Source organism: Aeromonas sp. 600282 (assembly GCF_049175755.1).
GTDB lineage: Bacteria > Pseudomonadota > Gammaproteobacteria > Enterobacterales > Aeromonadaceae > Aeromonas > Aeromonas veronii_A.
Map to the genome: position 1 here is coordinate 45,400 of NZ_JAAKVR010000004.1, position 22,983 is coordinate 68,382.

Sequence of the window (22,983 nt, forward strand, 5' to 3'; positions counted from 1 at the left end):
GTTACTCGATCTTCGGTAGCGGCTTATCGCTTTGGGGAAGGTTACTGAGCCGCTGGTAGCGTTCCATCAACTGCCGGTATTCGCTACCGAGACGAACCTGATCGAGGGCTTGTTGCAACCGGGCGACCTGCTGCCGATCCGCCCGCGGGTTGAAAGCAAAGCAGTTGTCCTGTTCCTCCAGCACTGCGACAGAGATGAAATCTTCCGCGGCAAATCCCAGAGCTTTCAGTTGATGGAATAACATCACCTCGTTGCCTGCTACCAGATCTGTACGGGCCATGATGAGCTGGCGTACCACCTGCTCCATGCGCTCCACCGCCATCATGTTGCCCGGGCTGATGCCGCGGTTGAGCAGTAACTGCTCCCCCACGTCAGCCTGCATTACCCCTACCTGCAGTTTGGCCAGATCCCCCTTGCCGGTCACTCTGGGGGCATCCTGTTTTCGTCCGACCAGCGTCACTCGCGAGTGGCTGATGGGGCAAACCCATAGGAAATGGGGATCACGCTCTTTGGTTCTGGCGGTGGTAAAAAGAACGGCCTCCGGTTGCTGGGTCAGCAGATACCAACCGCGGGCCCATGGCAGAAATTGGATCGGTTGCTCCGGCTCCCCCAGCTCGCGCCACATCAGCCGCAGCAGCTCAACTGCCAGCCCGATGGGCTTGCCCTCCTTGTCCAGCCCGTTGAGGGGCATGTTCTGCTCCGAGTAATAGATAAAGGCGGACCGTGCGGGGAAGCTGGTCAGCAGGAGCAGGGCGATAAGGGCCGCGAGCAGGGATCGCATGGCGCACTCCTTGTGCAGGGAATTACCTATCAGTCTATGTGTCCTTGGCCGGAAGTTCATAGTCGGGTCGCGGATACCGCGACAGGCCACCTTGCGGTGACCTGTCGGTTTATTTTAGCAGGGCCTCCATCTCCGCCTCTGCCTTGGCGCGAGCCTCGGCTTCTGCTGCTATGGCGGCATCGGTGGCGCTCTCTCCGGCCGTATGGGGGGCGGCACTGACGGCCTGTTTGGCTGGCGCGGCAACAGCCTTGGTGGCTTCCTGTGTCACAGTAGCTGCGGCGGTGCTGACTGCCTGTTTGGCAGGAACGACAACAGCCTTGGTGGCCTCTTGCGTCGCGGTCGCAGCGGCGCTGCTGACGGCTTGCTTGGCAGGAGCGGCAACGGCCTTGGTGGCTTCTTGCGTCGCGGTCGCAGCTGCGCTGCTGACGGCTTGTTTGGCAGGAACGGCAACGGCCTTGGTGGCTTCTTGCGTTGCGGTCGCAGCGGCGCTGCTGACGGCCTGTTTGGCAGGAGCGGCAACTGCCTTGGTGGCTTCTTGCGTCACGGTTGCGGCGGCGGTGCTGACGGCTTGTTTGGCAGGAGTGGCAACGGCCTTGGTGGCTTCTTGCGTTGCGGTCGCAGTGGCGCTGCTCACCGCCTGTTTGGCGGGTGCAGTGACTGCGGTGGTTGCACTACGGGTCAGATCGGTCGCGCTTTGGCTTACCGCTTGGGTGGCCTGCCCTGTGGCGTTGGCGGCTGCGCCGCTGATAGCCTGACTTGCACTGTTGGTCAGCGAGCCGGTGACGCCGCGGGTCACTGTGCCCAGAGCGCTGCCAAGGGAGAAGGGGGAGGCGCCACTCTGACTGGTCGCCGCCCCGGTCAGGGCATTGGCCGCCGGGGTGAGCTGGCTGGTGGGGGTCTGCCAGCCCTGCATGGCGGTTGGCCAGGTCGGTGCCGTGCCCGCCAGATTTTCGCCGAAGGTCAGGGTGGTGCCATCCCCTTTTTGCAGCAATACAGACATCTGGTTGGTTTGCGAGTTCCACACCATCCCCGCCTGCTTGGCGATATCCGGCACGGGCGCATACTCGGAGACCACATAGAAAAGCGGCCCCTCCTGCTGTAACTTGTCGGCCGTCTTGAGCAACTGCATGGTGCTGTCGTAATTGGGGCCAAGGATGGCGGTCATCCGATCCTTGATCAGGGGTTGTTCGAACAGATTGACCTCGTTCGGGTCAAAGCCGACCAGCGGCTTGAGCAGGGCCCACATCAGCTGGCTGGTGGGGCTCATCATCAGCAATGGAGCAACGCAGGCGGACAACATCAGGCTCAGGCAGGCAGCCTTGAGCAACGGCATGATACGCATTGGGATAATATCCAAATAACGATTTGATAAATAAGGTTATATTTTGTCAGGACGTGACAAATTCACCGGGAGTTTGCGCGTGGCAGCGAGAGACTGCCCGCAGGCGCTGGCAGGCTACCATATTGGTTCCACAATGCCAGCAGGCTGTATGATTATCCGTCAAGTAAACTCGGGGCCGGGTTGATTGCTGGAGTGGGCCTGAGAGTCTGGCGTTCCCCTGCGATGGTGCTGCCAGTGGCCACATGGCAGCAAAACCAGAAGAGGATTTCAGGGGGCCAGTGAGGCTTTTCTTGATCCAGCTAAAGACATGGACGTGATCCCTGTCGCATAATGCAGCTCCTTTCTACTCTTGGCTGGAACCTAAGAAATGGCTCGTCGCTCTTCCAATGCACAACGTCGTCGCAGTAGCTGGTGGTACAAACGCCTGTTGGCAAGGGAGCGGCAAGAGCGCGAAGCGCGTTCCGTCCGGGATTGATAAAGCATTGAAAAACGGAGCGTTTGCTCCGTTTTTTTTCACCTATGAAACTGGCTGAATGGCTCAGTGTGCAGCCCTGTCTGCCGACAATAAATCACTCTGACCGTGCCGGTTGTATGGAGTGATGCGATGGATGATGCATGATGGACGTTTCGAGAAGGAGCCTCATATGCAGATTACCATCCGTCATGCCGAATCCGCCGATGCCCCCGCCTTGCGGGATCTCTATGCCATGCCCAATGCCCAGGCGGGCACTTTGCACTTGCCTATGTCTCCCCTTAGCCAGTGGCAGAAGCGGTTGGAGAGTGACAGCGTGGTGGCACTGGTCGCCGATGTTGACGGCTTGCTGGTAGGCCAGCTCTCGCTGCTGGTTGAGCCCAATCCGAGACGCAAGCATGTGGCCTGTATCGGTATGGGGGTACGGGATGACTGGGCAGGCAAGGGGGTGGGCTCTGCCCTGATGGCTGCGGCGCTGGATCTGGCCGATAACTGGCTCAACCTGCACCGGATTGAGCTGACCGTCTATACCGACAATGAGGCCGCACAGGCGCTCTATCGCAAGTTCGGTTTCACGCAGGAGGGGCTGGCTCGTGACTATGCCTTCCGGCAAGGGCGCTATGTGGATGTGTTCTATATGGCCAGAGTTGCGGGGGGCGTCAGTCGCTAACGGCATGGTCGATTATCAGGCCAGATTGCGCCCGGTGATCCGGGCGCTGGAGCAGAATCCCGAGCTCTGCCTCAGTGAGGCGGCCAGTCTTGCGGCGCTCTCCAGCTATCACTTTCATCGGGTCTTTACCGCCGTCACCGGTGAAACCCCGACCGAGATGCAGCGCCGCCTGCGGTTGGAGCGGGCTGCTCGCTCTCTCTGCTACAGTCGCGACCCGATCACCGAGATTGCCTTCTCGGCCGGTTTTGCCAGCTCACAGGCCTTTGCCAAGGCGTTTCGCAAGCAGTTTGCCATGGCACCGGGGATGTTGCGCCGCCAGCCGTCACTCTTGCAACTGAGCAAGAATGGACACGCGGCTGCCCGGGTCTCTGATTATGCTGAAGGCCGTTCCAGTGAAAGGAGGCTACAGATGAAAACCGAACAGATGGCTGCGCGCACTCTGGCCTATATCCGGGTCACCGGCCCTTACGGCATAGGCTATGAGCCGGTGTGTGACCAGCTCTATCAATGGGCTGTCGGGTTGGGCTTGGCCGAAGGGGAGTGGATCTTCATCTACCACGACAACCCCGAAGTGACGGCTCCCCAGCAGTGCCGCACCGATATTTGCGTCACCGTGCCGGCGGGCACCAGGGGAAGTGGCAATGTGGAGATCCAGCAGCTGGCGGGCGGCCGCTATGGCCAGTCACGTTTTACCGTGACCGACCCGGCCCAGTACCCCGCACTCTGGCAGCAACATATCGGTGAGGTGGTAGCGGCCGGTTTCGAATTTGATGATCGACCCTGTTTCGAGCTCTATCACAGCTTCGATCCGGTGACCAAGGTTGCGGATGTGAGCTTTTGCTCCAGCCTAAAGGGTTAGGGCACAACAAGACGTAAGGGATGGTACAGAGCATCGCGCAGAAATTAGAGAGCCGGACAGTGTCCGGCTCTTTTGCATCTGGCGGTTGGGCGGCGGTTAGCGCTGGAACCCCTTCTGGGCGAACTTGGGGCGGGCGTTCATGATCTGCTCCACCTGTTCGTCGCTCATCTTGCCACGCGACAACCCGAGCACCTTGTAGGTGAGCAGCGGCCGGGCGGGCAGGGCAATCATCAGGGCACGGATCTGGTTCTCGTCATCCTTCTCCCGGGTCGGCTTGCCGTAGGCATAGGTGAGGACGCCGGCATCCATCAGGTTTTTGACGGCGGGCTCGGTGATCGGCAAGTTTATGACGCTTTTACGCTGCAGCACGAACTCGCGCAGCACCGCCTTCTCGTTGAAGTCGAGGAAGCCGATCATCTGGGCCAGCTGGTCCTGCTGACGGCGCGCCTGCCACTCTTCGCACGCCCACTCCCAGGCGATCAGGAAGCCTTGACTGCAGAAGTAGGAGATGGCGATCAGCATGCCGACCCCCAGCCAGGCCGCATGATCCGCAGCCCACTGGCTGACGGCCCCTTTCATCAGCCCGGCCGGAAACAGCAAAATGATGCTGCAACAGAGCAACAACCAGACCATTAGCCAATTGAGGCGGTTCAGTTGATAGAAATGTTGGATCCACCGTTTCATTGTTCATCCTTCCCAAACTGTTGTGGATAGTGAACTACCTACAGCAATCGGTGTGCCAACAGCGTAATGGCGCCGGGGAGGGGAGGCTGGCGATACATTTCCTTACAACTTATTGAATGAGTTATCAGTAATTTGCCTTGTGAGGCGGCGGTCGAGTTGCTAAAACGTCCCCTCAGTCATTGGGGAGTAGCAACCCGCCCGCATTCCGGGCCGGGCCCATGTCAACACTCTTGGATCCTCGTATCCATGGCATGGGCGGCGATAGGCACTATCGCTCTGCAAGACCTTTGGCCTCGATATGCACGCCAGCCGGGCGAGCCATGTCGGGTCCATTGCTTACTCTGCTCGCCTGGCGGTATCTATTATGTTGATTACCCTGCTGTTATTTCTCGTCTCTGCGGTCACCATCTACCTTGCCTGCGAATACTTCGTCAACGGCATCGAGTGGACCGGCCACCACTTCAAACTCTCCCAAAGCGCTACCGGCTCCCTGCTGGCTGCACTGGGTACGGCGCTGCCCGAGTGTATCGTGACCCTGACAGCTCTGCTGATGGGCAACACAACCGCCCAGCAGGAGATCGGCATTGGCGCCGCCCTTGGCGGGCCGCTGGTGTTGGCGACCATCGGCTATGCGGCAGTCGGCCTCACCCTGCTGCTTTGCATGGGGCGTACCGAACGGGCCATCGATGGCGAGGTGCAGCGCGAGATTGGGCGGGATCAGCGCTGGTTTATGGGGATCTTTCTGGTGGCGACCGCGCTGGGGCTGGTCGCCTTCACCGGCAAGAGCTGGCTGGCCCCGCTCTTCCTGCTGGTCTACCTCGTCTATGTAAGGCGCGAGCTGAAACAGAGTGACAGCCATGAGGTCGAGCTGCCGGAGCCCCTCAAGCTGGCTCCAAATGCCGGGATCCCGCCCCTTGGCAAGGTGCTGCTGCAGACACTGGCTGCACTGGTGGTGGTGGCGCTGGCGGCCCAGCTGTTTGTCCATCAGCTGGAGAGCATGGGCGAGCTTTTTGGCCTCTCGCCGGTGCTCGCGGCCCTGCTGTTGAGTCCGGTGGCGACCGAGATGCCGGAGCTGATGAACGTGCTGATCTGGGTGCGGCAGGGCAAGAACCGGCTGGCACTGGCCAATATCTCCGGGGCCATGATGATCCAGGGCACTATCCCCAAGGCGTTCTGCTTGCTCTTTACCCCTTGGTTGCTGGATGGCGCAATGATGGCCTCCTCGCTGGTGACGCTGTTGGCGGTGGGGTTGCTCTGGTGGGGGTTCAGAAAGGGAACCATGACCGCCGGACGGCTGGCGCTGGTCGGTCTGCTCTATCTCGGTTTTTGCAGTTGGCTGCTGGTGAGCTGAAACGGGAAGCGCGGATATGAAAAAGCCCCCTTGGCAGGGGGCTTTGTTGTATCGGTTGGGGCGGTGCTTACAGCGCGGCGATTTCGGCCTGCTGGGCTTCCAGCTTGGTCAGCTGGAGACGGTAATCTTCCAGCTTCTCACGCTCTTTGGCGATGACCGCTTCCGGCGCCTTGGCGACGAAGGCTTCGTTGCCAAGCTTGCCTTCGATACGGCCGCACTCGCCCACCAGGCGGGCAACCTCTTTGGCCAGACGGGCCAGCTCGGCATCCTTGTCGATGAGACCAGCCATCGGGATCATCAGCTCGGTGGCACCGATCAGCTTCTTCACTGACAGCGGGGCGGTTTCACCGTCCGCCAGTACGCGGATGGACTCCAGACGGGCCAGCGACTTGAGGAAGGCCTCATTGTCAGCGGCGCGCTGGGCATCCTTGGCATCGCACTGGAGCAGCACGTTGAGGGGCACGCTCGGGGCCACGTTCATCTCGGCACGGATGTTGCGGATGCTGACGATGAACTCCTTCACCCACTCCTGATCCGCCATCGCGGCTTCGTCCACCTTGGCGGCGTCGAACTCCGGGAAGGCCTGAATCATGATGGTGTCGGCGTGTACGCCGGCCAGCGGGGCGACCGATTTCCAGATGGTCTCGGTGATGAACGGGATGATCGGGTGCGCCAGACGCAGCAGGGTCTCGAGGACGCTGACGAGGGTGTGGCGTGCAGCGCGTTGATCGGCCTCGGAACCCTTGGTCAGCACTGGCTTAGTCAGCTCCAGATACCAGTCACAGAACTGGTTCCAGATAAATTCGTACAGCACGCCAGCCGCGATATCGAAGCGATAGGTATCGAGGGCGGTGCGGAAGTCACGGATGGCCACTTGCAGCTGGGACTGGATCCAGCGGTCCGCCAGACTGAACTGCATCTCGCCGCCGTTGAAGCCGCAATCCTGATCTTCGGTGTTCATCAGCACATAGCGGGAGGCGTTCCACAACTTGTTGCAGAAGTTGTTGTAGCCATCCAGGCGCTTCATGTCCCAGTTGATGTCACGACCGGTAGAGGCCAGCGCTGCCAGCGTGAAGCGCAGGGCGTCGGTACCGTGGGCATCGATCCCTTCCGGGAACTGCTTGGCGGTACGCTTGGCAATCTTCTCGGCCATCTGCGGCTGCATCATGTTGCCGGTGCGCTTCTCCAGCAGATCTTCCAGCGAGATGCCATCGATCATGTCGAGGGGGTCCAGCACGTTGCCCTTGGACTTGGACATCTTCTGGCCTTCTTCGTCACGGATAAGGCCGGTGATGTAGACGGTCTTGAACGGGACTTGCGGCTGGCCGTTTTCGTCCTTGATGAAGTGCATGGTCATCATGATCATCCGGGCAATCCAGAAGAAGATGATGTCGAAGCCGCTCATCAGCACGTCGGTCGGGTGGAAGGTCTTGAGTGCCTCGGTGTTGTTCGGCCAGCCCAAGGTGGAGAAGGTCCACAGAGCGGAGCTGAACCAGGTGTCGAGCACATCTTCGTCCTGACGCAGTACGGTTACGGTCGGGATGCTGTGCTTGGCGCGCACTTCATCTTCGCTGCGGCCAACGTAGACGTTGCCGGCGTCGTCATACCATGCCGGGATGCGGTGACCCCACCACAGCTGACGGGAGACGCACCAGTCCTGAATGTCGCGCATCCAGGAGAAGTACATGTTTTCGTACTGCTTCGGCACGAACTGGATGCGGCCATCTTCCACCGCCTCGATGGCGGTCTTGGCCATCGGAGCCACGCGCACGTACCACTGGTCGGTCAGCATCGGCTCGATGGGCACGCCACCGCGATCGCCGTACGGCTGTTGCAGTATGTGATCCTTGATCTCGTCCAGCAGACCCAGCTCTTCGAGCTTGGCCAGAATCGCCTTGCGGGCGGCGAAGCGCTCCAGACCGGCGAACTCGGCCGGCAGGGCAGCGTCATAGGCGGTGCTCGGGTTGCCGTGGGTATCGACCACTTCGGCCTCGGCACGCACGTGGGCGTCCAGAGTGAAGATGTTGATCATCGGCAGGCTGTGGCGCTTGCCCACTTCGTTATCGTTGAAGTCGTGGGCAGGGGTGATCTTCACGCAACCGGTGCCCTTCTCCATGTCGGCGTGTTCGTCGGCAACGATGGGGATCAGACGGTTCACCAGCGGCAGCAGGATGTGCTGGCCGATCAGCGCCTTGTAGCGCGGGTCTTCCGGGTTCACGGCCACGGCGGTATCGCCCAGCATGGTCTCCGGACGGGTGGTGGCGACGATCAGGTAATCCTTGCCTTCGGCAGTCTTGGCTCCATTGGCAAGCGGATAGCGCAGGTGCCACATGTGGCCCTTGATCTCGCGGTTTTCCACTTCCAGATCGGAGATGGCGGTGTTGAGTTTCGGATCCCAGTTCACCAGACGCTTGCCGCGGTACATCAGGCCATCTTCGTAAAGACGAACGAACACTTCCTGCACGGCGGCGGAGAGACCCTCATCCATGGTGAAGCGCTCGCGCTCCCAATCTACGGAGTCGCCCAGACGGCGCATCTGGCGGGTGATGGTGCCACCGGACTCTTCCTTCCACTGCCAAATCTTGTCGATGAAGGCATCACGGCCGTAATCGTGGCGAGTCTTGCCCTCTTCTGCGGCGATCTTGCGCTCAACCACCATCTGGGTGGCGATACCGGCGTGGTCGGTACCTGCCTGCCACAGGGTGTTCTTGCCCTGCATGCGGTTGTAGCGGATCAGGGTATCCATCAGGGTTTGCTGGAAGGCGTGACCCATGTGCAGGCTGCCGGTGACGTTCGGCGGCGGGATCATGATGCAGAAGGAGTCTTTGCTGGTGTCGCCGTGGGGCTTGAAGTAACCCTGGGCTTCCCAGTGCTGATAGAGCGCCTGTTCGATGGCGTTGTGATTAAAAGTCTTTTCCATGGTCTCGCCGTAATCTGGATGGATGGATTCTGGTGTTGATTCGTCGTGGATCACAGGCGGCGCAGTCAGGGCTGCGCCGGATCCGGTGCGGCAAGGACGGGCTGATCCCTCATTTCGAGGGTATGGCCTGCCTGGCGATAGTGCTTGTAGCGCTCGCGGGCTTGCTGCTTTTGTGTTTCGTCAGTGGGGACAAAATCTACCACTTGAGCGAAGTGTCCTGCAAACAAAGGTGTCGCAGTGGCCAGATTGATGAGGCGGGCGTAGCGCCGTTTCGGTGGCTGATAGCCGATCTCCACCGGGGCCATGCCGCTTTCGCCTTGCAGCTGGTGCGGCACGAAGCGCTCCGGCGGCAGTTGCCACAACAGCTCGTCCAGACGCAGAGCCTGGGCCTCATCGTTGCAGAACAGGTAGATATGGCCCGCACCCCACGACTCGGCCGCAAGAGTGCAGGCCAGTCGCTCGACCGCAGAGGCCTGCGCGTCATCCTGTTCGCTCATCAGGTAAAAGGTCACTTGGCTCATCAGGTTGATCCCGTTTTGCGGTGACGGACTGTTGACCGCCTCATGAGGCTGACGGGGCGTTTCCCGTCCGCAGCTCACTGATTCAAGAATGAAACAAGGAAGAGGCGGGCCTCTTCCTTGTTGTTCAGGGTAACGCCAACCCTTCCGATGCAGCCATCGGCAGGGGCCGGAGAGTTACTCTTTCTCTTCGATATCCACGCCAGCCCGGTTCAGCAGGAACTGGGTCAGCAGGGGCACCGGACGACCGGTAGAGCCTTTGTCCTTGCCACTCTTCCAGGCAGTCCCGGCGATATCCAGGTGGGCCCAGTTGTACTTCTTGGTGAAGCGTGACAGGAAGGCGGCTGCGGTGATGGTGCCGGCCGGACGACCGCCGATGTTGGCCATGTCGGCGAACGGGCTGTCGATCTGCTCCTGATACTCGTCAAACAGCGGCAGACGCCAGGCGCGATCACCCGCCTGTTCGGAGGCGTTGAGCAGCTCGTGGGCCAGCGGGTTGTGGTTGGCCAGCAGACCCGAGGTGTGGTGACCCAACGCGATGACGCAGGCACCGGTCAGGGTCGCCACGTCGATGACGGTTTCCGGATCGAAGCGGTCCACATAGGTCAGCGCATCACACAGCACCAGACGACCTTCCGCATCGGTGTTGAGCACTTCGATGGTCTGGCCGGACATGGAGGTGAGGATGTCACCCGGACGATAGGCGTTGCCACCCGGCATGTTTTCACAGCCAGCCAGTACGCCGATGACGTTGATCGGCAGTTGCAGCTGTGCCAGCGCATGCATGGTACCGAGCACGGAGGCGGCGCCACCCATGTCGTACTTCATCTCGTCCATGCCGTCAGCCGGCTTGATGGAGATGCCGCCGGAGTCGAAGGTCAGACCCTTGCCGACCAGCACGATGGGCTTGGCATCCGGATGACCCTTGTATTCGATGATGGCCATCATGGCTTCGTTATCGGAGCCGCGGGCCACCGCCAGATAGGAGTTCATGCCGAGTTCGGCCATCTCCTGCTCGCCCACCACCTTGGTGGTGATGTTGTCGTAGGCATCGGCCAGACGACGGGCCTGGGAAGCCAGATAGGCCGGGTTGCAGACGTTGGGCGGCATGTTCGCCACGTCGCGGCAGACCCGCACACCCTTGGCCACGGCCAGACCGTGAGCGATGGCTTTTTCACCAATGGTCAGTTCCCGACGCGTCGGCACGTTGAATACCAGCTTGCGCAGCGGGCGACGTGGCTCGGCCTTGTTGGTCTTGAACTGATCGAAGCTGTAGAGGCCCGCCTTGGTGGTTTCTACCGCCTGGCGCACCTTCCAATAGGTATCCCGACCCTTGACGTGCAGCTCGGTGAGGAAGCAGACCGCTTCCATGGAGCCGGTTTCGTTCAGGGTGGTGATGGTCTTGTTGATGATCTGCTTGTACTGGCGTTCGTCGAGTTCCCGCTCCTTGCCGCATCCGACCAGCAGTACGCGCTCGCTGAGCACGCCCGGTACTTGATGCAGCAGCAGCATCTGGCCTGGTTTCCCTTCCAGGTCGCCACGGCGCAGCAGCGAACTGATATAGCCATCGCTGATCTTGTCCAGTTGTTCGGCAACCGGAGAGAGGCGACGAGGCTCAAATACGCCGACTACGACGCAGGCGCTCCGTTGCTTCTCTGGACTGCCACTCTTTACACTGAACTCCATGGAATCTCCTACATCCTAAAGACAAAAGGCACCTTTTATTGAATAATGCGGTGCTTGTTGGGGTATCAGAGGCGGAGCGAACAGCCACAGGCTCCGCAGTTCAAACTGGTAAAAATCCAATATACGGCCCTATTTTTCAGGCATTCGACTAAAAACACAAGTTTACTTGGGAATGACTGTGATCGTTTTCCGATATTTGTTCAGGGAAACCCTGAAAACCCAGCTGGCAGTGTTATTCGTATTGCTGCTTATCTTTGTCAGCCAACAATTTATCAAGATCATCGGTGACGCCGCCGATGGCGAGGTGCCGACACGTCTGGTCTCCACCCTGCTGCTGCTCAACTTGCCCAATATGGCGTTGTTGATGCTGCCTATCAGTCTCTTTTTAGCCATTTTGTTTGCCCATGGTCGCCTCTACGCCGAAAGCGAGATGACGGTGATGCATGCGGTCGGCTTCAGCCACCGTTTCGTGATGCGCAGCGCCATGTTGCTGGCCTTGCTGACGGCGGTGGTCGCGGCGTTCAACACCGGTTGGATCGCCCCGCAAGCCAAGGAGCGCGAGTATCAGGTGATCGACGAGTTCAAGTCGGATCCGGGTATCTCCTTCCTGCAGGCGGGCCGCTTTATGGAGCTCGACAAGGGGCGTCTGGTTGCCTATATCCAGGATTTGAACGACAACGGTTCAAAACTGCAAAAGATCTTCGTGCTGCAGCGGGCGGAGGGGAACAATCCTCCCTCGGTGGTGGTGGCGACCGAAGGGGTGGTGACGGTCGATGAGAACGGCCTGCAGTGGCTGACTCTGATGGATGGTTCCCGCTACGAAGGGAACTTCTCCGGCAAACAGTTCCAGATCTCCGATTTTCGCGAATATGGTCTGGTGATCCGCCAGCAGGAGATGGAGCGTTCCAACCGCAAGGCGGCGGCCAAGCCGACCATGGAACTGTTCGGTACCCAGGACAACGCCATGATGGCGGAATTGCAGTGGCGTATCTCGCTGCCCCTCTCCATTCCGGTGCTGACCCTGCTGGTGGTACCGCTGGCGCGGGTCAATCCCCGTCAGGGGCGCTACGCCAAGCTGTTGCCGGCCATCATGCTCTATCTCTCCTACTTCCTGCTGCTCAGCGCCGCCCGTTCGGCCATTGACAGCGGTCGGCTGCCCTACTGGCCGGGGATGTTCCTGGTGCCGCTCGGTTACCTGCTGTTTATCGGCCTGCCCCTCAATCTGCAGGGCACCAGCTGGTGGAACGGGGTGAAAGGGCGCTATTTCAACAGAAAATCAGCATGATGCTGCAACATAGGAACTTCTGCTGATGTTTGGCATTCTCGATAGATATATCGGTAGGGTCATTTTCATGTCGATCCTGCTGTGTGAAATCACGCTGGTTGGCCTGGCGGCGCTCATCAAGTATGTGGAGCAGCTCAAGTCGGTCGGTGACGGCAATTACGACATGATCAACGCCCTCTACTATGTGCTGCTCTCCATGCCCAAGGAGGCGGTGCTCTTCTTCCCGCTGGCCGCGCTGCTGGGTGGCCTGATTGGTCTGGGTCAGCTGGCGACCAGCTCCGAGCTGGTGGTGATGCAGGCAGCGGGTCGCTCCAAGATCAGTATTGTAATGGCGGCGCTCAAGACGGCGATCCCGCTGATGATCATGGTGGGGCTGATGGGGGAGTATGTGGCCCCCATCGCCAAGCGGATGGCAGATGACATCAAGGCGGGGGCGCTGTCCGAAGGTCGTCTGACGGTTTCCGCCTACGGGGTGTGGGCTCGCGATGGCAATAACTTCGTCAATATCAACGGGGTGCGTAACGATGGCGCCCTCACCGGCATCACCCTCTATCGCTTCACCCCCGAGCGCAAGCTGATCGACGTGGTGCAGGCACGGGAGGGGGTATTTGAAAGGCATCACTGGCTGCTCAAGCAGACGCAGGTTACCCGCTTCGACGACCCGGCTCAGATCCGCAGTGAAGAGCACGACAAGATGGAGTGGAGCTCAGAGTTGACGCCCAAACAGCTGGGGGTGGTGAGTATCGACCCCGAGAACCTCTCGGTCTCCGGTCTGCTCGACTACATCGGCTATCTCGATGCCAACAAGCAGGATGCCGGTCGATACAAGTTGGAGATGTGGCGCAAACTGCTGTCACCGCTCTCGGTGGTGGCGATGATCCTGCTGGCATCCTCCTTCATCTTCGGCCCGCTACGCTCGGTGAGCATGGGGGCGCGGATGCTGATGGGGATCATGACCGGCTTCGCCGTCTATGTGAGCGATCGGGTGTTTGGCCCCATCAGTCTGGTCTATGCGGTACCGCCGATTCTGGCGGCTATCGCGCCCAGCTTGCTGTTTGGCGGCATCTCCTTCTACATCCTCAGCCGCAAGCAGTAATCCGCACGAGATTATGAGGAAATGCAAAGAGGGCACCTGTTGGTGCCCTCTTTCGTTGCTGCATTGATCCGGGATTACTTGTTCAACAATTCCAGATTTTCCTGCTTGCTCAGCACGATCACTTCGCACTCGGCCCAGATATCCTGAAACGCCCGTGGGCGCTGGCGGTTGAACAGGCACATCAGGTTGCCCAGACCAAAGGCGGCGGTAGCGAGACGGATCAACGCCTGGGTAACGCGGATGTGGCTGCCATCTTCGTTCTGAATGCGCAGCCGCCAGGCGCGCATGCCGACGGTCTGGCCAGCACGGGTCCAGAACCAGGTGTAGAAACCGCAGATGACGAAGGCAAGCCACAGGGTGTAGATCAGGCTCAGGTGGTGGCGGGTCAGCAACCAGACGGTATCTTCACCCGCTGGTACGCTGGCCATGCCGGTGACCAGCAACAGCTTGGCGACACCCATGCCGATGAAGCCAGCGATGATCAGCAGCGAAGTCACCACCAGCGCATCATAGATGAGGGCGCCGAGGCGACGCATCAGACCCGCTGACGGGTATGGCTGAGTGGCGGGAGAGGGGGATTTTTGTTGGACTTTTTTAGGCTTGGCCATCGTTTTTATTCCATTAAGATGATGGCGGCATTCTATGTAACTGGCCCCGCATCGGCAAGGCGTTGAATAAATGAACAAACGGGAGTGTTCAATCGAAAAACACCTTGCATGGCATCGCGCCATTCGTATAATCCCTCGCAGTTGCCCGGGTGGCGAAATCGGTAGACGCAGCGGATTCAAAATCCGCCGGTGAATAACCGTGTCGGTTCGAGTCCGACCCCGGGCACCATCAAATTCATGACAAAAGGCCATCAGCAATGATGGCCTTTTGTTTTTTTGGCGTTTCTGCGCATTGGCAGCGTTGCTGCTGAGCAGGCAGTACTTCCCGTTACCTCTTGGTATCCCTTCTCTTTTCCCGCTCTCCGTTATTTCCTTTCCTTGATATAGCCGCTGACAGCATCACCGCCAGCGGTCTGTTTCTATTGCGTTTTTTTTCCAAACCTTGCTGCATCAGAACATGGTTGCCGTGCTATCCCAGCAGGGCAAACAGCAGGGTACCGAGGGCACCTGCGAGCGTCAGTGCTATGATGGCTCTAGGTGTGCCGTGCAGCTTGGTCCACATAAACAGGCTGGTGAGGGCCAGCAGCAGCAGGGCCAGGGCGGCGATATCGCCAAACAGCTGCCAGCCGAGGCCGGTACCCATGCCGCGGTGCAGCCGGTTGAGGCTGGCGGCAAAGTTGGCTTGCTGCAGGTCGGTATGTACCAGCAGAGTGCCCTCGACATAGCTGGCGGCCACGCTCTGGCTGAGGGTGACGCCGCGCATCTCCCACTTGGCGGGTAGGGTGAGCTGGCCGTTCGGGGTGGGCAGTGTCTGGGCCGGGGTGATCATGGTTCGCCCGTCGGCAAAGGTATCGGGATAGCGCTGTTGCAGCAGGCTTTTCAGCTGCTCCGGGCTGGCGAGCGGCGCCTTGAGCACTATCTCTTCACTCGATTTGTCGGTGTGGGGGCCGGGAATGGGCAACACGGCACGGTGTTGCAGCCAGAGACCGGTGATGCCGTACATCAGCATCAGGGCGAGGGTAAAAAAGCCGGCCCAGGCATGGAGGCGGCGTACCCATTTGTTGTTGTGAAGGGGAACTCTTCTGCGTTTCATCGTGGTTGCTTCATAAAAAACTGGCCAGCAAGAGCTGGCCAGTCGGGGTGGTTGTCACAAAGTTCAGAAACGGTAGGTACCGGTCAGGCTCAGCTGACGGGGTGTACCCGGCATGATCTGGTTGGCACTGGTGGCGCTGACGAAGTACTCGTGGTCGGTCAGGTTCTCGGCGCTCAGCTCGGCTTCCCACTGTTGCCAGCGATAACCGGCGCGCGCATCGAAGCGGGCGTAACCGGGCAGTGTGGTGGTGTTGGCGTTGTCGGCAAAGCGATCGCCCACCGCCGTCACGCCGGTTTCACCGAACCAGCCCTGCTCACCACTCTTGTAGCCGAGATAGAACTGGCCATTCTGGCGGGAGACGTTCATCGGGCGCTTGCCCTGCAGATCCGCATCCGCCTTGACCTGCTCCGCATCCTGAATGGCGAAGCCGCCACGCAGATAGATCTCGTCGGTCAGCTCGGCGCGGGCGCTCAGTTCGACCCCTTCGGTACGCTGCAGGCCGGTGAGGATCACCTTGGTGGGATCCAGCGGATCCTTGGTGCGCTTGTTGTACATCTCCAGTCGATAGAGGGAGAGAGTGGTCGCCAGCTTGCCGTTCAGCCAGTCACTCTTCACCCCACCTTCGTAGAGGCGGGTGTGCTGGGGTTCCAGCCCGTTGTTTTTGTCGCCCGGGGTGATGCCGATCAGCTCGCCGCCCACCGGAGTGAAGGTCTTGCTGTAGGAGGTGTAGAAGGCGTGATCCTCGAGGGGATTCCACACCAGACCGAGGCGCGGGCTCAGGCTGTTGACCGAGACGCTCTCCTCCTTGTTGAGGTCGTAGCGGCGACTGGTGACGGTGAAGTCGTCACGGCGCAGCCCGCCCACCAGATGCCAGTCACCCAGGCTGAGCTGATCCTGCAGATAGAGGCCATTGCCGCGCACCTTGTGTTTGGCGTCGCTGGAGAGCTTCATGGCGCCATTGTAGGTAGGCAGTGAGCCCGGGTCGTAGAGGTTGCCGGACGGGATGGCGGTGGCGTTCTGGTAGAGCTTGGGTGTGCGCTCCTGCCAGTTCTGCTCGAAGCCGGCCAGCAGGCGATGTTCCACCGGGCCGGTCTGGAACAGACCTTCTGCCTCGGTGTTGCTGATCAGGTTCTTCGCTTTCAGATCCTGCTGCCAGCGGGAGCGGGTCACCTGATCCCCTTTGACGCTGGTGACATAGGTGTTGTCAAACTGGCTGTCGAGGGTGGAGTAACCGAGCTGCTGGCGCAACTGCCACTGATCGTTGATATCCCAGGAGAGGCGTGAGCGGGTGGATTGTGCCACGTCATCGATGAAGTCGCGGCTGGTATCGCTGTAGACATACTCTCGCGGCACATCGGCCGGACGGCCATTGACCCCGGGAATGCCGCGATCCGGGGTGCGGTCATGTTCGTTGCGCTCGTACTGCACCAGCCAGTTGAGGTTGTCGCTGATCTCCCAGTTGGCGGAGGGGGCCAGCAGGGTGCGCTTGCTCTTCACGCCGTTGCGGAAGCTATCTTTGTCCTCTTGCGCCATGTTGAGGCGCAGTTGCACCTGCTCACTCGCCTCGCCATTGAGGTCGGCGGCCAGTCGCTGACTGTCAAAGCTGCCGACCCGGGCGGTGACGCTGGACTCCTGCCCTTTTTGCGGCTTCTTGCTGACCCGGTTGACGATGCCCCCCGTGCTACCGCGGCCGTAGAGCACGGCAGCCGGGCCCTTGAGCACTTCCACCCGCTCGATGTTGCCGAGATCCCGGGTGTACTGCATGTCGTCGCGGAATCCGTCGAGATAGAAGTCGTTGCTGGCGCTGAAGCCGCGGATATTGACCCCGTCGAAGCGGGTATCACCGCTTGCGTTGACCCCGGGAATGCCGCTCAGGGCTTCACTCAGCGTAGGTTGGCCGAAGGCGGTCAGCTCGCTGACCTTGACGCTGTCGATGGTCTGGGGAACCAGCTTGGCTGGCGTATTGGTACGGGTTGCGGTGGCAACTTCCTGATGCTGGGAGCGTTTGCCAACCACAGTCATGGTTTCATCGGTGGCCTGGGCAGTGAAGCCGGTGCCCAGCAGTGCCAGCGAGACCAGCGTTCTGCGAAAGTGAGGGTGCTGCATATTCAATATTGACTCTTTGGATGTCGACCTGACGGCTCGAACATATTGATTTAATTATAATTAGCCTGACCCGCTTAAGCGGGATGCCAATGATATTGATTTTCATTTGTCTGGCAAGGTGAAAATGGAGGGGGCTTTGGGTGCGTGTTGTGTGGTCGGCAGAGCTCGGCTGAAAAGCAGAGCCATTACAGCAAACCGCGAGAACGAAGCGAGGGAAAAGGGCGTAGCGGAAGAAAAAGGTGCGAAATGTGAAGCGATATCCAGCCCGATAGGACGGGCCGGATATCGGACTCAGCGAGTGCTCAGCAGTCGGCGGGTGAGGGGGATAGTCGCCAGCAGGCGATAGACCAGCAGAGACGATCCCAGCAGCAGCGGCACCTTGGCGATCTCCCACAGGATGGATGCGGCCTGCGGGCCAAACACGAAGAGCCAGACCACCAGCATCATGTGCAGGCAGTAGATCCCGAGCACTTTGGGGGCCTGACGTTCAAGCCAGCTGCCCTTGCCCCACTCGGGGTTGGCCAGCAGCAGTCCAAACAGGCCGAGAGCCCAGGGAAGGGAGCCGAGCAGGAAGTCGTGGCGGGTGAGCGGCACTGCGGCAAAGTGCTGCAGCGCCCAGGCTTCACAGCCATAGAGCGTCACGCCCGCCAGCAGCAGTTGCCAGCCGGTGCGGGCATCGGGCTGCCACTGACGCTGGCGCAACAGGGCCCCGAGCGCCACAAACAGCAGGGAGAAGAAGGGGCCGTTACGGGTGAGCAGTGGCCACTCGGCGCCCAGCAGCGGCTTGGCATAGGAGCCCCCCAGCAGCGCCAGCAGGTAGAGGCCAAGACCCAGCCAGATGGCGAGCGATGGTCTGCCAAGCCGGTAACAGAGTGCCAGCAGGGCTACCGCCATGACCAGGGCTGGCAGGAACCAGAGGTGGATCATGCCGCCCACCAGCCAGCCATTGAGGGGGTCGCCGAGCTGGAATTGCCACTGCCCGCGCAGGGAGGCCAGATAGCCTTGCTGTACGGCATCCAGCGGATTGAACGGCACCAGCAGGTAGACCAGACTCCATACCAGCCAGAGCAGCAGCAAGGGGTGGCAGTAGCGCCAGGCCACGGTCAGCGGCGCTTCGCGGCTCAGTCTCGGCTGCAGAAAGTAACCGGCACAGAGGAAAAACAGCGGCACGGCAAAGCGGCATAACTGGTTGATGGTGCCGCTCAGCCAGAGCCAGGATCCACTTCCCCACAGGGCGGGATTGAACGGATTGGCGAAGGGGGATACGTGAATGGTCATCACGGCCAGAATGGCCAGTACCCGCCCGCACTCGATACTGGAAATACGCATGGTGGCTCGTCGTTACAGGGGTTGTGATGGCACGCTAAAATTCTCGCTGCTAGGTTACAACCAATTGATTCTATTAGTGTGAATTACGCTGTTGAGTAGTTACATTTTGTAACGGGATGGTGGAAGGTGTTACCTGTAACGGGAGCGGGCTCCCGTTTTTTGGGCGCGCTCATGCAGATAAAAAAGCGAGGCGGGCGCCTCGCTTGGTTGGGGATCTCGAGCTTACTGGTGAGTCAGCATGCTGCTCTGGTTGGCGGCCAGGGTGGTTCTGCCCGAGCTCTCCAGCCAGGTTTTGATCCGCTTGGCGTCGGCGACCCGATCGTTGGTGGTCTCGGCATTGAGCAACACCATGATCACCGGCTCACGATTGACCTTGGTGCCCAGCACCAGACAGCGGCCCGCTTCACGGATATAGCCGGTCTTGGAGAGGGTGAACTCCCATTGCCCTTCGCGGATCAGCCGGTTGGAGTTGAGGTAGTGCAGCTGACGCTTGTTGGTGCGCACATAACTCTGCTCGTCGGTGGAGTACTGGCGGATCAGCGGATAGGAGGCCGCTGCGGCGGCGAGCTTGGCGAGATCCTGCGCGGTGGAGACATTGCGCGGGTTGAGCCCGGTGCTGTCTGCATAGTGGGTATTCCACATCCCCAGCATGCGGGCTTTGGCGTTCATCGCCTCGACGAAGGCACGCTGGCCGCCGGGATAGTGGCGGGCCAGCGCCGAGGCGGCGCGGTTTTCAGAGGACATCAGGGCGATATGGAGCATTTCGGCGCGGCTGAGCCTGGAACCGATGGCCAGGCGCGAGCCGGTTCCCTTGATGCGGTCGATGTCGGCATTGGTCACCGTGAGCATTTCATTCAGGCGCAGGTTGGCATCCAGCACTACCAGCGCCGTCATCAGCTTGGTGAGTGAGGCGATGGGCATTACCCGGTTGCCGTTACGCTCGGAGATCACCTCGCCGGTTCTGTGGTTGGCCACCACGAAGGCAGCCGAGCTGAGGTTAGGCACATCCCGTCGCTCGAGAAAGCCGCTGCTGCTCTTGCTGCTGGCGGAAAAGGGGTTGGCATGGGCACTGTCCATAGTAGCCGGCAGCATTACTGCGCCAAGCAACAGGGGAAGGAGGGAACGCATCATCATGATCAGCTCTACCGGACGAAATACAGGGATATCTCGCTAAGTTATATGTCGTGAACTGGCGCTTCACAATCATTCTCACCTTGATATTGATAATTTACGGCGTTGAGCGCGCTCTGACGGCGAGGAGAGCGTAAAAGAGGTCTCAATGGAGTTTTTTTTTGCATTGAAACTATGGGCTGGCCGTGATGGCGAGCGGGAGCCGGCGCTAAAAAAATCGGGACCAGAACGGTCCCGATTGGCATGGAGCATTGCTTACCGTTTAGTGGGCATCTTCCTGCTTGATCTTGAAGCGCATGGCGATCACCACGAACAGCAGCGGGCCAATGATGGTCCAGACGCCGGTGGAGATATCGCCGGAGATAAAGGGGGCGACCACGGTAAAGACGTTGCCGAAGGCGACCAGGATCAGGCTGATGATGGTAGCCAGCAGCACCGAGCCCGCGCTCTTGAAGAAGATCAGATCCTTGCCCAGCGCCGGGTTGTTGCGATAGCGATACCAGGCGTAGATGAGGAACATGTAGGGCAGGGTCATGCCGACGTTGGTCATGGTGATGATCAGCTCATAGAGGGCGGCGGCCCCTTCCGGGTTGATCAGGGTAAAGATGGACTTGGCGGCAATGAACAGACAGACCACCCAGGCTTGCACCTTGAGGGCTTCAATCCGCACGCCATTCTCGTTTTCGCGCTGGAAACGCTCCGGCCAGAAGTAGCTCGGGGTGCCGGTGATGAACTGGCGCAGCGGCGCGTATGAGAGGGCGATAAAGGCGCCCAGATAGCTCAGGAACATGCCAAGGCCAGCAAAGCGCATGAACACCTGTCCCAGCCACTCGCCACCGAGATGGCGCCCCAGCTCCAACATGATGATGAAGAGGGCGGAGAGAGAGGTGATCCCCTCGGCCGGGAAGTCGCTCCAGCGCATGATTGAGCCGACCGCCAGAAAGCCGATGATGTAGCAGAGTACGATGAAGGCGCCGGAGAGGAAGATGTCGCGCTTGAGGTCACGCTCGGGGTCTTCCAGCTCGTCAGCCACCCCGGCCATCGCCTCGACCCCGCCGTAGGCGAAGATGGCGAACACCATAAAGCCGAGGAAGGGGATGATGTCGTTGAAAGCGGCATTGGGAGAGGCAGTCAGCGATGCCTGGGTGAAGGGCTCCTGCAGAGTCATGCCGCTCACCGCGAAGGTGAAGACGCCACCGACCAGCAGCAGCACGTTGAGTGCCACCACGGAGAGACCGCCGATGGCCGCCACTTTGGCGAAGCGGGCGCTACCCAGGGTGATGAGCTTGGTGACGGTGGCAACCAGCGCGATGGCGACCACTCCCAGAATAAAGGGGCCGAAGTCGATGCTGGTGCCCAGGGTGACCGGGATGACGGTGATGTCGCGGCCAAACAGCATGAAGGAGAGGGGCACCCACATAGAGAGCGCCTTGCCAAACATCCAGATGACGTAGGAGGCGAACCACATGGTCAGACCGATAAAGGCGAATCGGGTCGAGACCGAGTGGCGCATCCAGGTAAAGATGCCGCCCGCCTCTTTGCGAAAGCCGGTACCAAACTCAATCATCATCAAAATGAACGGGATGAAGAAAAACAGACCGCCGATCACGAACATCGGAATGGCGGCATATCCCATTCGGTAAAAACCGATCCCGATATTAGTGACGCCAAATACCGATGTTAATATCATCAATATAAAGGCGCCCAACTTCAGCTTTTTTGCCGACATATTAAAAACTCCCTGATGGTGCTGGATTTAAAATAATCAAAAATTAAACAGACGAAACCGGACCCATTAATAACGCGGTAGCGCCATGCCATCCTGCTGTGGCGGGCGCGATCGGGTCATCTCTGACCGGGCTGGCTTACCCGTCAGGCGGTCAATGAATGTATGGGCGGAGCGGCATGGTCTGTGCCATGCGCAGTATTGGTCAGCGTTGCCGAAAATTAACTGTGAACGATTTTATCATTAATGCTGCTTGGCAGGTAAGTTTCCCGAATGAAGCTGTGGTTGAAATAAACAGACCTGCCAGTTAATTGATACGTTGCGGATGTAAACATTTACGCCCGGGCCGACACTTATTTCCATTAGTTGGTATTCGGCATATTTGGCGGAGTGAATTACGCCATCCTGTCAGATAAATCTGCACCAATGGCGACAGCGCTTATCCTCCCAGCCGGGTCAGCAGCACGCCGCCGGTGATAATGGCCGCCGCCGTCAGCCGCATGCGCCCGAGCGGCTCTTTCAGCAGCCAGACCGAGAGCAGCATGGCAAACAGCACACTGCTTTCGCGCAGAGCCGCGACCACGCCAATGGGGGCTTGGGTCATGGCCCAGATAACAATCCCGTAGGCGAGCAGTGACATGGCACCTCCTGCAATTCCCGCCATCGCATGGCGACGGATCTGGCGCCATGCGTTGCGCTTTTGGTGGACGAGCAACACCAGCAGCATCGCCAGCCCGGTACAGGCAAAGAGCCAGAGGGTGTAGCGTACCGGTTCACCCCCTGCACGGGCGCCGGCCCCATCCGAGAGGGTATAGGTCGCCGTGAACATGGCCGTGATCAGTGCTGCCCGAACCGCTTTGCTGTCAAGGCGCTGCTGCCCACCTCGCCTGGCCATCAGCAAGACCCCCATGATCAGCACGCAGGCGCCGATGATGCCGCCGTAACCGGGGTAGTCCCCCAGCAATATGGCACTTAACGCCATGGCGAGCAGCGGGGCACTGCCACGGGCCAGCGGATAGATCTGGCCAAAATCGCCCTGATTGTAGGCATGGCTGAGAAACAGGCAGTAACCGATATGGAGCAGGACTGAGAGGCCGAGCCAGGGCAGCTCGGCAGCAGAGGGAAGCCCCATGGGCAGCAGCGCCACGGCGGCGATAAGCCCTGAAAAGATCGCCACCAGTGACACCCCCACCAGCCGCTCTTCGCCAATTTTGACCAGCGCATTCCAGCTGGCGTGAAGCAGGGCTGCCAGCAGAACGGCAAAAAAGACGGTGGTGCTCATGGGAAAAGGCTCTCGGGCTATGGGGGTCAACAGCATACCCGCCT

At 59.9% G+C, this 22,983-nt stretch carries 18 protein-coding genes, 1 tRNA gene and 1 riboswitch; of the genes, 6 read left to right on the forward strand and 13 right to left on the reverse strand.

The window, feature by feature from the left end; genetic code table 11:
* Position 1: 1 nt before the first annotated feature.
* A complete protein-coding gene (locus G5137_RS05785) occupies positions 2-781 on the reverse strand; it encodes a substrate-binding periplasmic protein (RefSeq protein WP_216952698.1) in 780 nt (259 codons plus the stop codon).
* A gap of 109 nt (positions 782-890) precedes the next feature.
* Positions 891-2,123 carry a hypothetical protein gene (locus G5137_RS05790; protein WP_421255057.1) on the reverse strand — a complete coding sequence of 411 codons (1,233 nt, stop codon included), beginning with the start codon at positions 2,121-2,123 and terminating at the stop codon, positions 891-893.
* Positions 2,124-2,767: 644 nt separating this feature from the next.
* Between G5137_RS05790 and G5137_RS05795 the strand changes: the two genes are divergently transcribed.
* Together G5137_RS05795 and G5137_RS05800 are read left to right on the forward strand one after the other, a co-directional pair.
* A complete protein-coding gene (locus G5137_RS05795) occupies positions 2,768-3,265 on the forward strand; it encodes a GNAT family N-acetyltransferase (RefSeq protein WP_216952700.1) in 498 nt (165 codons plus the stop codon).
* A gap of 4 nt (positions 3,266-3,269) precedes the next feature.
* The gene (locus tag G5137_RS05800; protein ID WP_216954490.1) at positions 3,270-4,124 is read left to right on the forward strand and encodes an AraC family transcriptional regulator; all 855 of its coding nucleotides are present in this window, start codon (positions 3,270-3,272) and stop codon (positions 4,122-4,124) included.
* A 96-nt stretch (positions 4,125-4,220) separates the two neighbouring features.
* Here the strand turns inward: G5137_RS05800 and G5137_RS05805 are convergent, their stop codons facing one another.
* Entirely contained in the window at positions 4,221-4,808 is a 588-nt protein-coding gene (locus tag G5137_RS05805; RefSeq protein ID WP_005336432.1) for a superinfection exclusion B family protein, read from the reverse strand.
* A gap of 169 nt (positions 4,809-4,977) precedes the next feature.
* A riboswitch (yybP-ykoY riboswitch) is annotated at positions 4,978-5,084 on the forward strand.
* 88 nt (positions 5,085-5,172) lie between these two features.
* Here G5137_RS05805 and G5137_RS05810 point away from each other — a divergent pair.
* A complete protein-coding gene (locus tag G5137_RS05810; RefSeq protein WP_421255058.1) occupies positions 5,173-6,159 on the forward strand; it encodes a sodium:calcium antiporter in 987 nt (328 codons plus the stop codon).
* 67 nt (positions 6,160-6,226) lie between these two features.
* Here the strand turns inward: G5137_RS05810 and G5137_RS05815 are convergent, their stop codons facing one another.
* The 3 genes from G5137_RS05815 to pepA form a co-directional block, all read right to left on the reverse strand.
* A complete protein-coding gene (locus tag G5137_RS05815) occupies positions 6,227-9,079 on the reverse strand; it encodes a valine--tRNA ligase (protein ID WP_421255059.1) in 2,853 nt (950 codons plus the stop codon).
* Between the two features lie 65 nt (positions 9,080-9,144).
* Positions 9,145-9,600, reverse strand: a complete 456-nt coding sequence (locus G5137_RS05820) for a DNA polymerase III subunit chi (RefSeq protein ID WP_040068777.1) — start codon at positions 9,598-9,600, stop codon at positions 9,145-9,147.
* Positions 9,601-9,774: 174 nt separating this feature from the next.
* Positions 9,775-11,283 (reverse strand): leucyl aminopeptidase, encoded by a 1,509-nt coding sequence (pepA, locus tag G5137_RS05825; RefSeq protein ID WP_005336423.1) that lies wholly within the window; start codon positions 11,281-11,283, stop codon positions 9,775-9,777.
* A gap of 172 nt (positions 11,284-11,455) precedes the next feature.
* Between pepA and lptF the strand changes: the two genes are divergently transcribed.
* Together lptF and lptG are read left to right on the forward strand one after the other, a co-directional pair.
* On the forward strand, positions 11,456-12,568 hold the full coding sequence (gene lptF / locus G5137_RS05830) for an LPS export ABC transporter permease LptF (protein ID WP_005356742.1): 1,113 nt from the start codon (positions 11,456-11,458) through the stop codon (positions 12,566-12,568).
* A 25-nt stretch (positions 12,569-12,593) separates the two neighbouring features.
* Complete coding sequence (gene lptG, locus G5137_RS05835; protein ID WP_421255060.1) at positions 12,594-13,664, forward strand: LPS export ABC transporter permease LptG; 1,071 nt, start codon at positions 12,594-12,596, stop codon at positions 13,662-13,664.
* A 74-nt stretch (positions 13,665-13,738) separates the two neighbouring features.
* Here the strand turns inward: lptG and G5137_RS05840 are convergent, their stop codons facing one another.
* Positions 13,739-14,272 carry an RDD family protein gene (locus G5137_RS05840; RefSeq protein ID WP_042053459.1) on the reverse strand — a complete coding sequence of 178 codons (534 nt, stop codon included), beginning with the start codon at positions 14,270-14,272 and terminating at the stop codon, positions 13,739-13,741.
* A gap of 143 nt (positions 14,273-14,415) precedes the next feature.
* Between G5137_RS05840 and G5137_RS05845 the strand changes: the two genes are divergently transcribed.
* Positions 14,416-14,501: transfer RNA gene (locus G5137_RS05845), tRNA-Leu, on the forward strand.
* 240 nt (positions 14,502-14,741) lie between these two features.
* Here the strand turns inward: G5137_RS05845 and G5137_RS05850 are convergent.
* The 6 genes from G5137_RS05850 to G5137_RS05875 form a co-directional block, all read right to left on the reverse strand.
* Entirely contained in the window at positions 14,742-15,407 is a 666-nt protein-coding gene (locus G5137_RS05850) for a PepSY-associated TM helix domain-containing protein (RefSeq protein ID WP_421255098.1), read from the reverse strand.
* Positions 15,408-15,428: 21 nt separating this feature from the next.
* Positions 15,429-17,471 carry a TonB-dependent receptor gene (locus tag G5137_RS05855; protein WP_421255061.1) on the reverse strand — a complete coding sequence of 681 codons (2,043 nt, stop codon included), beginning with the start codon at positions 17,469-17,471 and terminating at the stop codon, positions 15,429-15,431.
* A 291-nt stretch (positions 17,472-17,762) separates the two neighbouring features.
* A complete protein-coding gene (locus G5137_RS05860) occupies positions 17,763-18,800 on the reverse strand; it encodes an acyltransferase (protein WP_227341551.1) in 1,038 nt (345 codons plus the stop codon).
* 222 nt (positions 18,801-19,022) lie between these two features.
* Complete coding sequence (pbpG, locus tag G5137_RS05865; RefSeq protein WP_042053464.1) at positions 19,023-19,934, reverse strand: D-alanyl-D-alanine endopeptidase; 912 nt, start codon at positions 19,932-19,934, stop codon at positions 19,023-19,025.
* A 259-nt stretch (positions 19,935-20,193) separates the two neighbouring features.
* Positions 20,194-21,660, reverse strand: a complete 1,467-nt coding sequence (gene yjeM / locus G5137_RS05870; RefSeq protein WP_421255062.1) for a glutamate/gamma-aminobutyrate family transporter YjeM — start codon at positions 21,658-21,660, stop codon at positions 20,194-20,196.
* Between the two features lie 436 nt (positions 21,661-22,096).
* Positions 22,097-22,975 (reverse strand): EamA family transporter, encoded by an 879-nt coding sequence (locus G5137_RS05875; protein ID WP_421255063.1) that lies wholly within the window; start codon positions 22,973-22,975, stop codon positions 22,097-22,099.
* Positions 22,976-22,983: the final 8 nt, after the last annotated feature.

Coding starts and splice junctions, on each gene's coding strand:
- G5137_RS05785 (WP_216952698.1), bottom strand. CDS start 781: ATGCGATCCCTGCTCGCGGCCCTTATCGCCCTGCTCCTGCTGACCAGC.
- G5137_RS05790 (WP_421255057.1), bottom strand. CDS start 2,123: ATGCGTATCATGCCGTTGCTCAAGGCTGCCTGCCTGAGCCTGATGTTG.
- G5137_RS05795 (WP_216952700.1), top strand. CDS start 2,768: ATGCAGATTACCATCCGTCATGCCGAATCCGCCGATGCCCCCGCCTTG.
- G5137_RS05800 (WP_216954490.1), top strand. CDS start 3,270: ATGGTCGATTATCAGGCCAGATTGCGCCCGGTGATCCGGGCGCTGGAG.
- G5137_RS05805 (WP_005336432.1), bottom strand. CDS start 4,808: ATGAAACGGTGGATCCAACATTTCTATCAACTGAACCGCCTCAATTGG.
- G5137_RS05810 (WP_421255058.1), top strand. CDS start 5,173: ATGTTGATTACCCTGCTGTTATTTCTCGTCTCTGCGGTCACCATCTAC.
- G5137_RS05815 (WP_421255059.1), bottom strand. CDS start 9,079: ATGGAAAAGACTTTTAATCACAACGCCATCGAACAGGCGCTCTATCAG.
- G5137_RS05820 (WP_040068777.1), bottom strand. CDS start 9,600: ATGAGCCAAGTGACCTTTTACCTGATGAGCGAACAGGATGACGCGCAG.
- pepA (WP_005336423.1), bottom strand. CDS start 11,283: ATGGAGTTCAGTGTAAAGAGTGGCAGTCCAGAGAAGCAACGGAGCGCC.
- lptF (WP_005356742.1), top strand. CDS start 11,456: ATGACTGTGATCGTTTTCCGATATTTGTTCAGGGAAACCCTGAAAACC.
- lptG (WP_421255060.1), top strand. CDS start 12,594: ATGTTTGGCATTCTCGATAGATATATCGGTAGGGTCATTTTCATGTCG.
- G5137_RS05840 (WP_042053459.1), bottom strand. CDS start 14,272: ATGGCCAAGCCTAAAAAAGTCCAACAAAAATCCCCCTCTCCCGCCACT.
- G5137_RS05855 (WP_421255061.1), bottom strand. CDS start 17,471: ATGCAGCACCCTCACTTTCGCAGAACGCTGGTCTCGCTGGCACTGCTG.
- G5137_RS05860 (WP_227341551.1), bottom strand. CDS start 18,800: ATGCGTATTTCCAGTATCGAGTGCGGGCGGGTACTGGCCATTCTGGCC.
- pbpG (WP_042053464.1), bottom strand. CDS start 19,934: ATGATGATGCGTTCCCTCCTTCCCCTGTTGCTTGGCGCAGTAATGCTG.
- yjeM (WP_421255062.1), bottom strand. CDS start 21,660: ATGTCGGCAAAAAAGCTGAAGTTGGGCGCCTTTATATTGATGATATTA.
- G5137_RS05875 (WP_421255063.1), bottom strand. CDS start 22,975: ATGCTGTTGACCCCCATAGCCCGAGAGCCTTTTCCCATGAGCACCACC.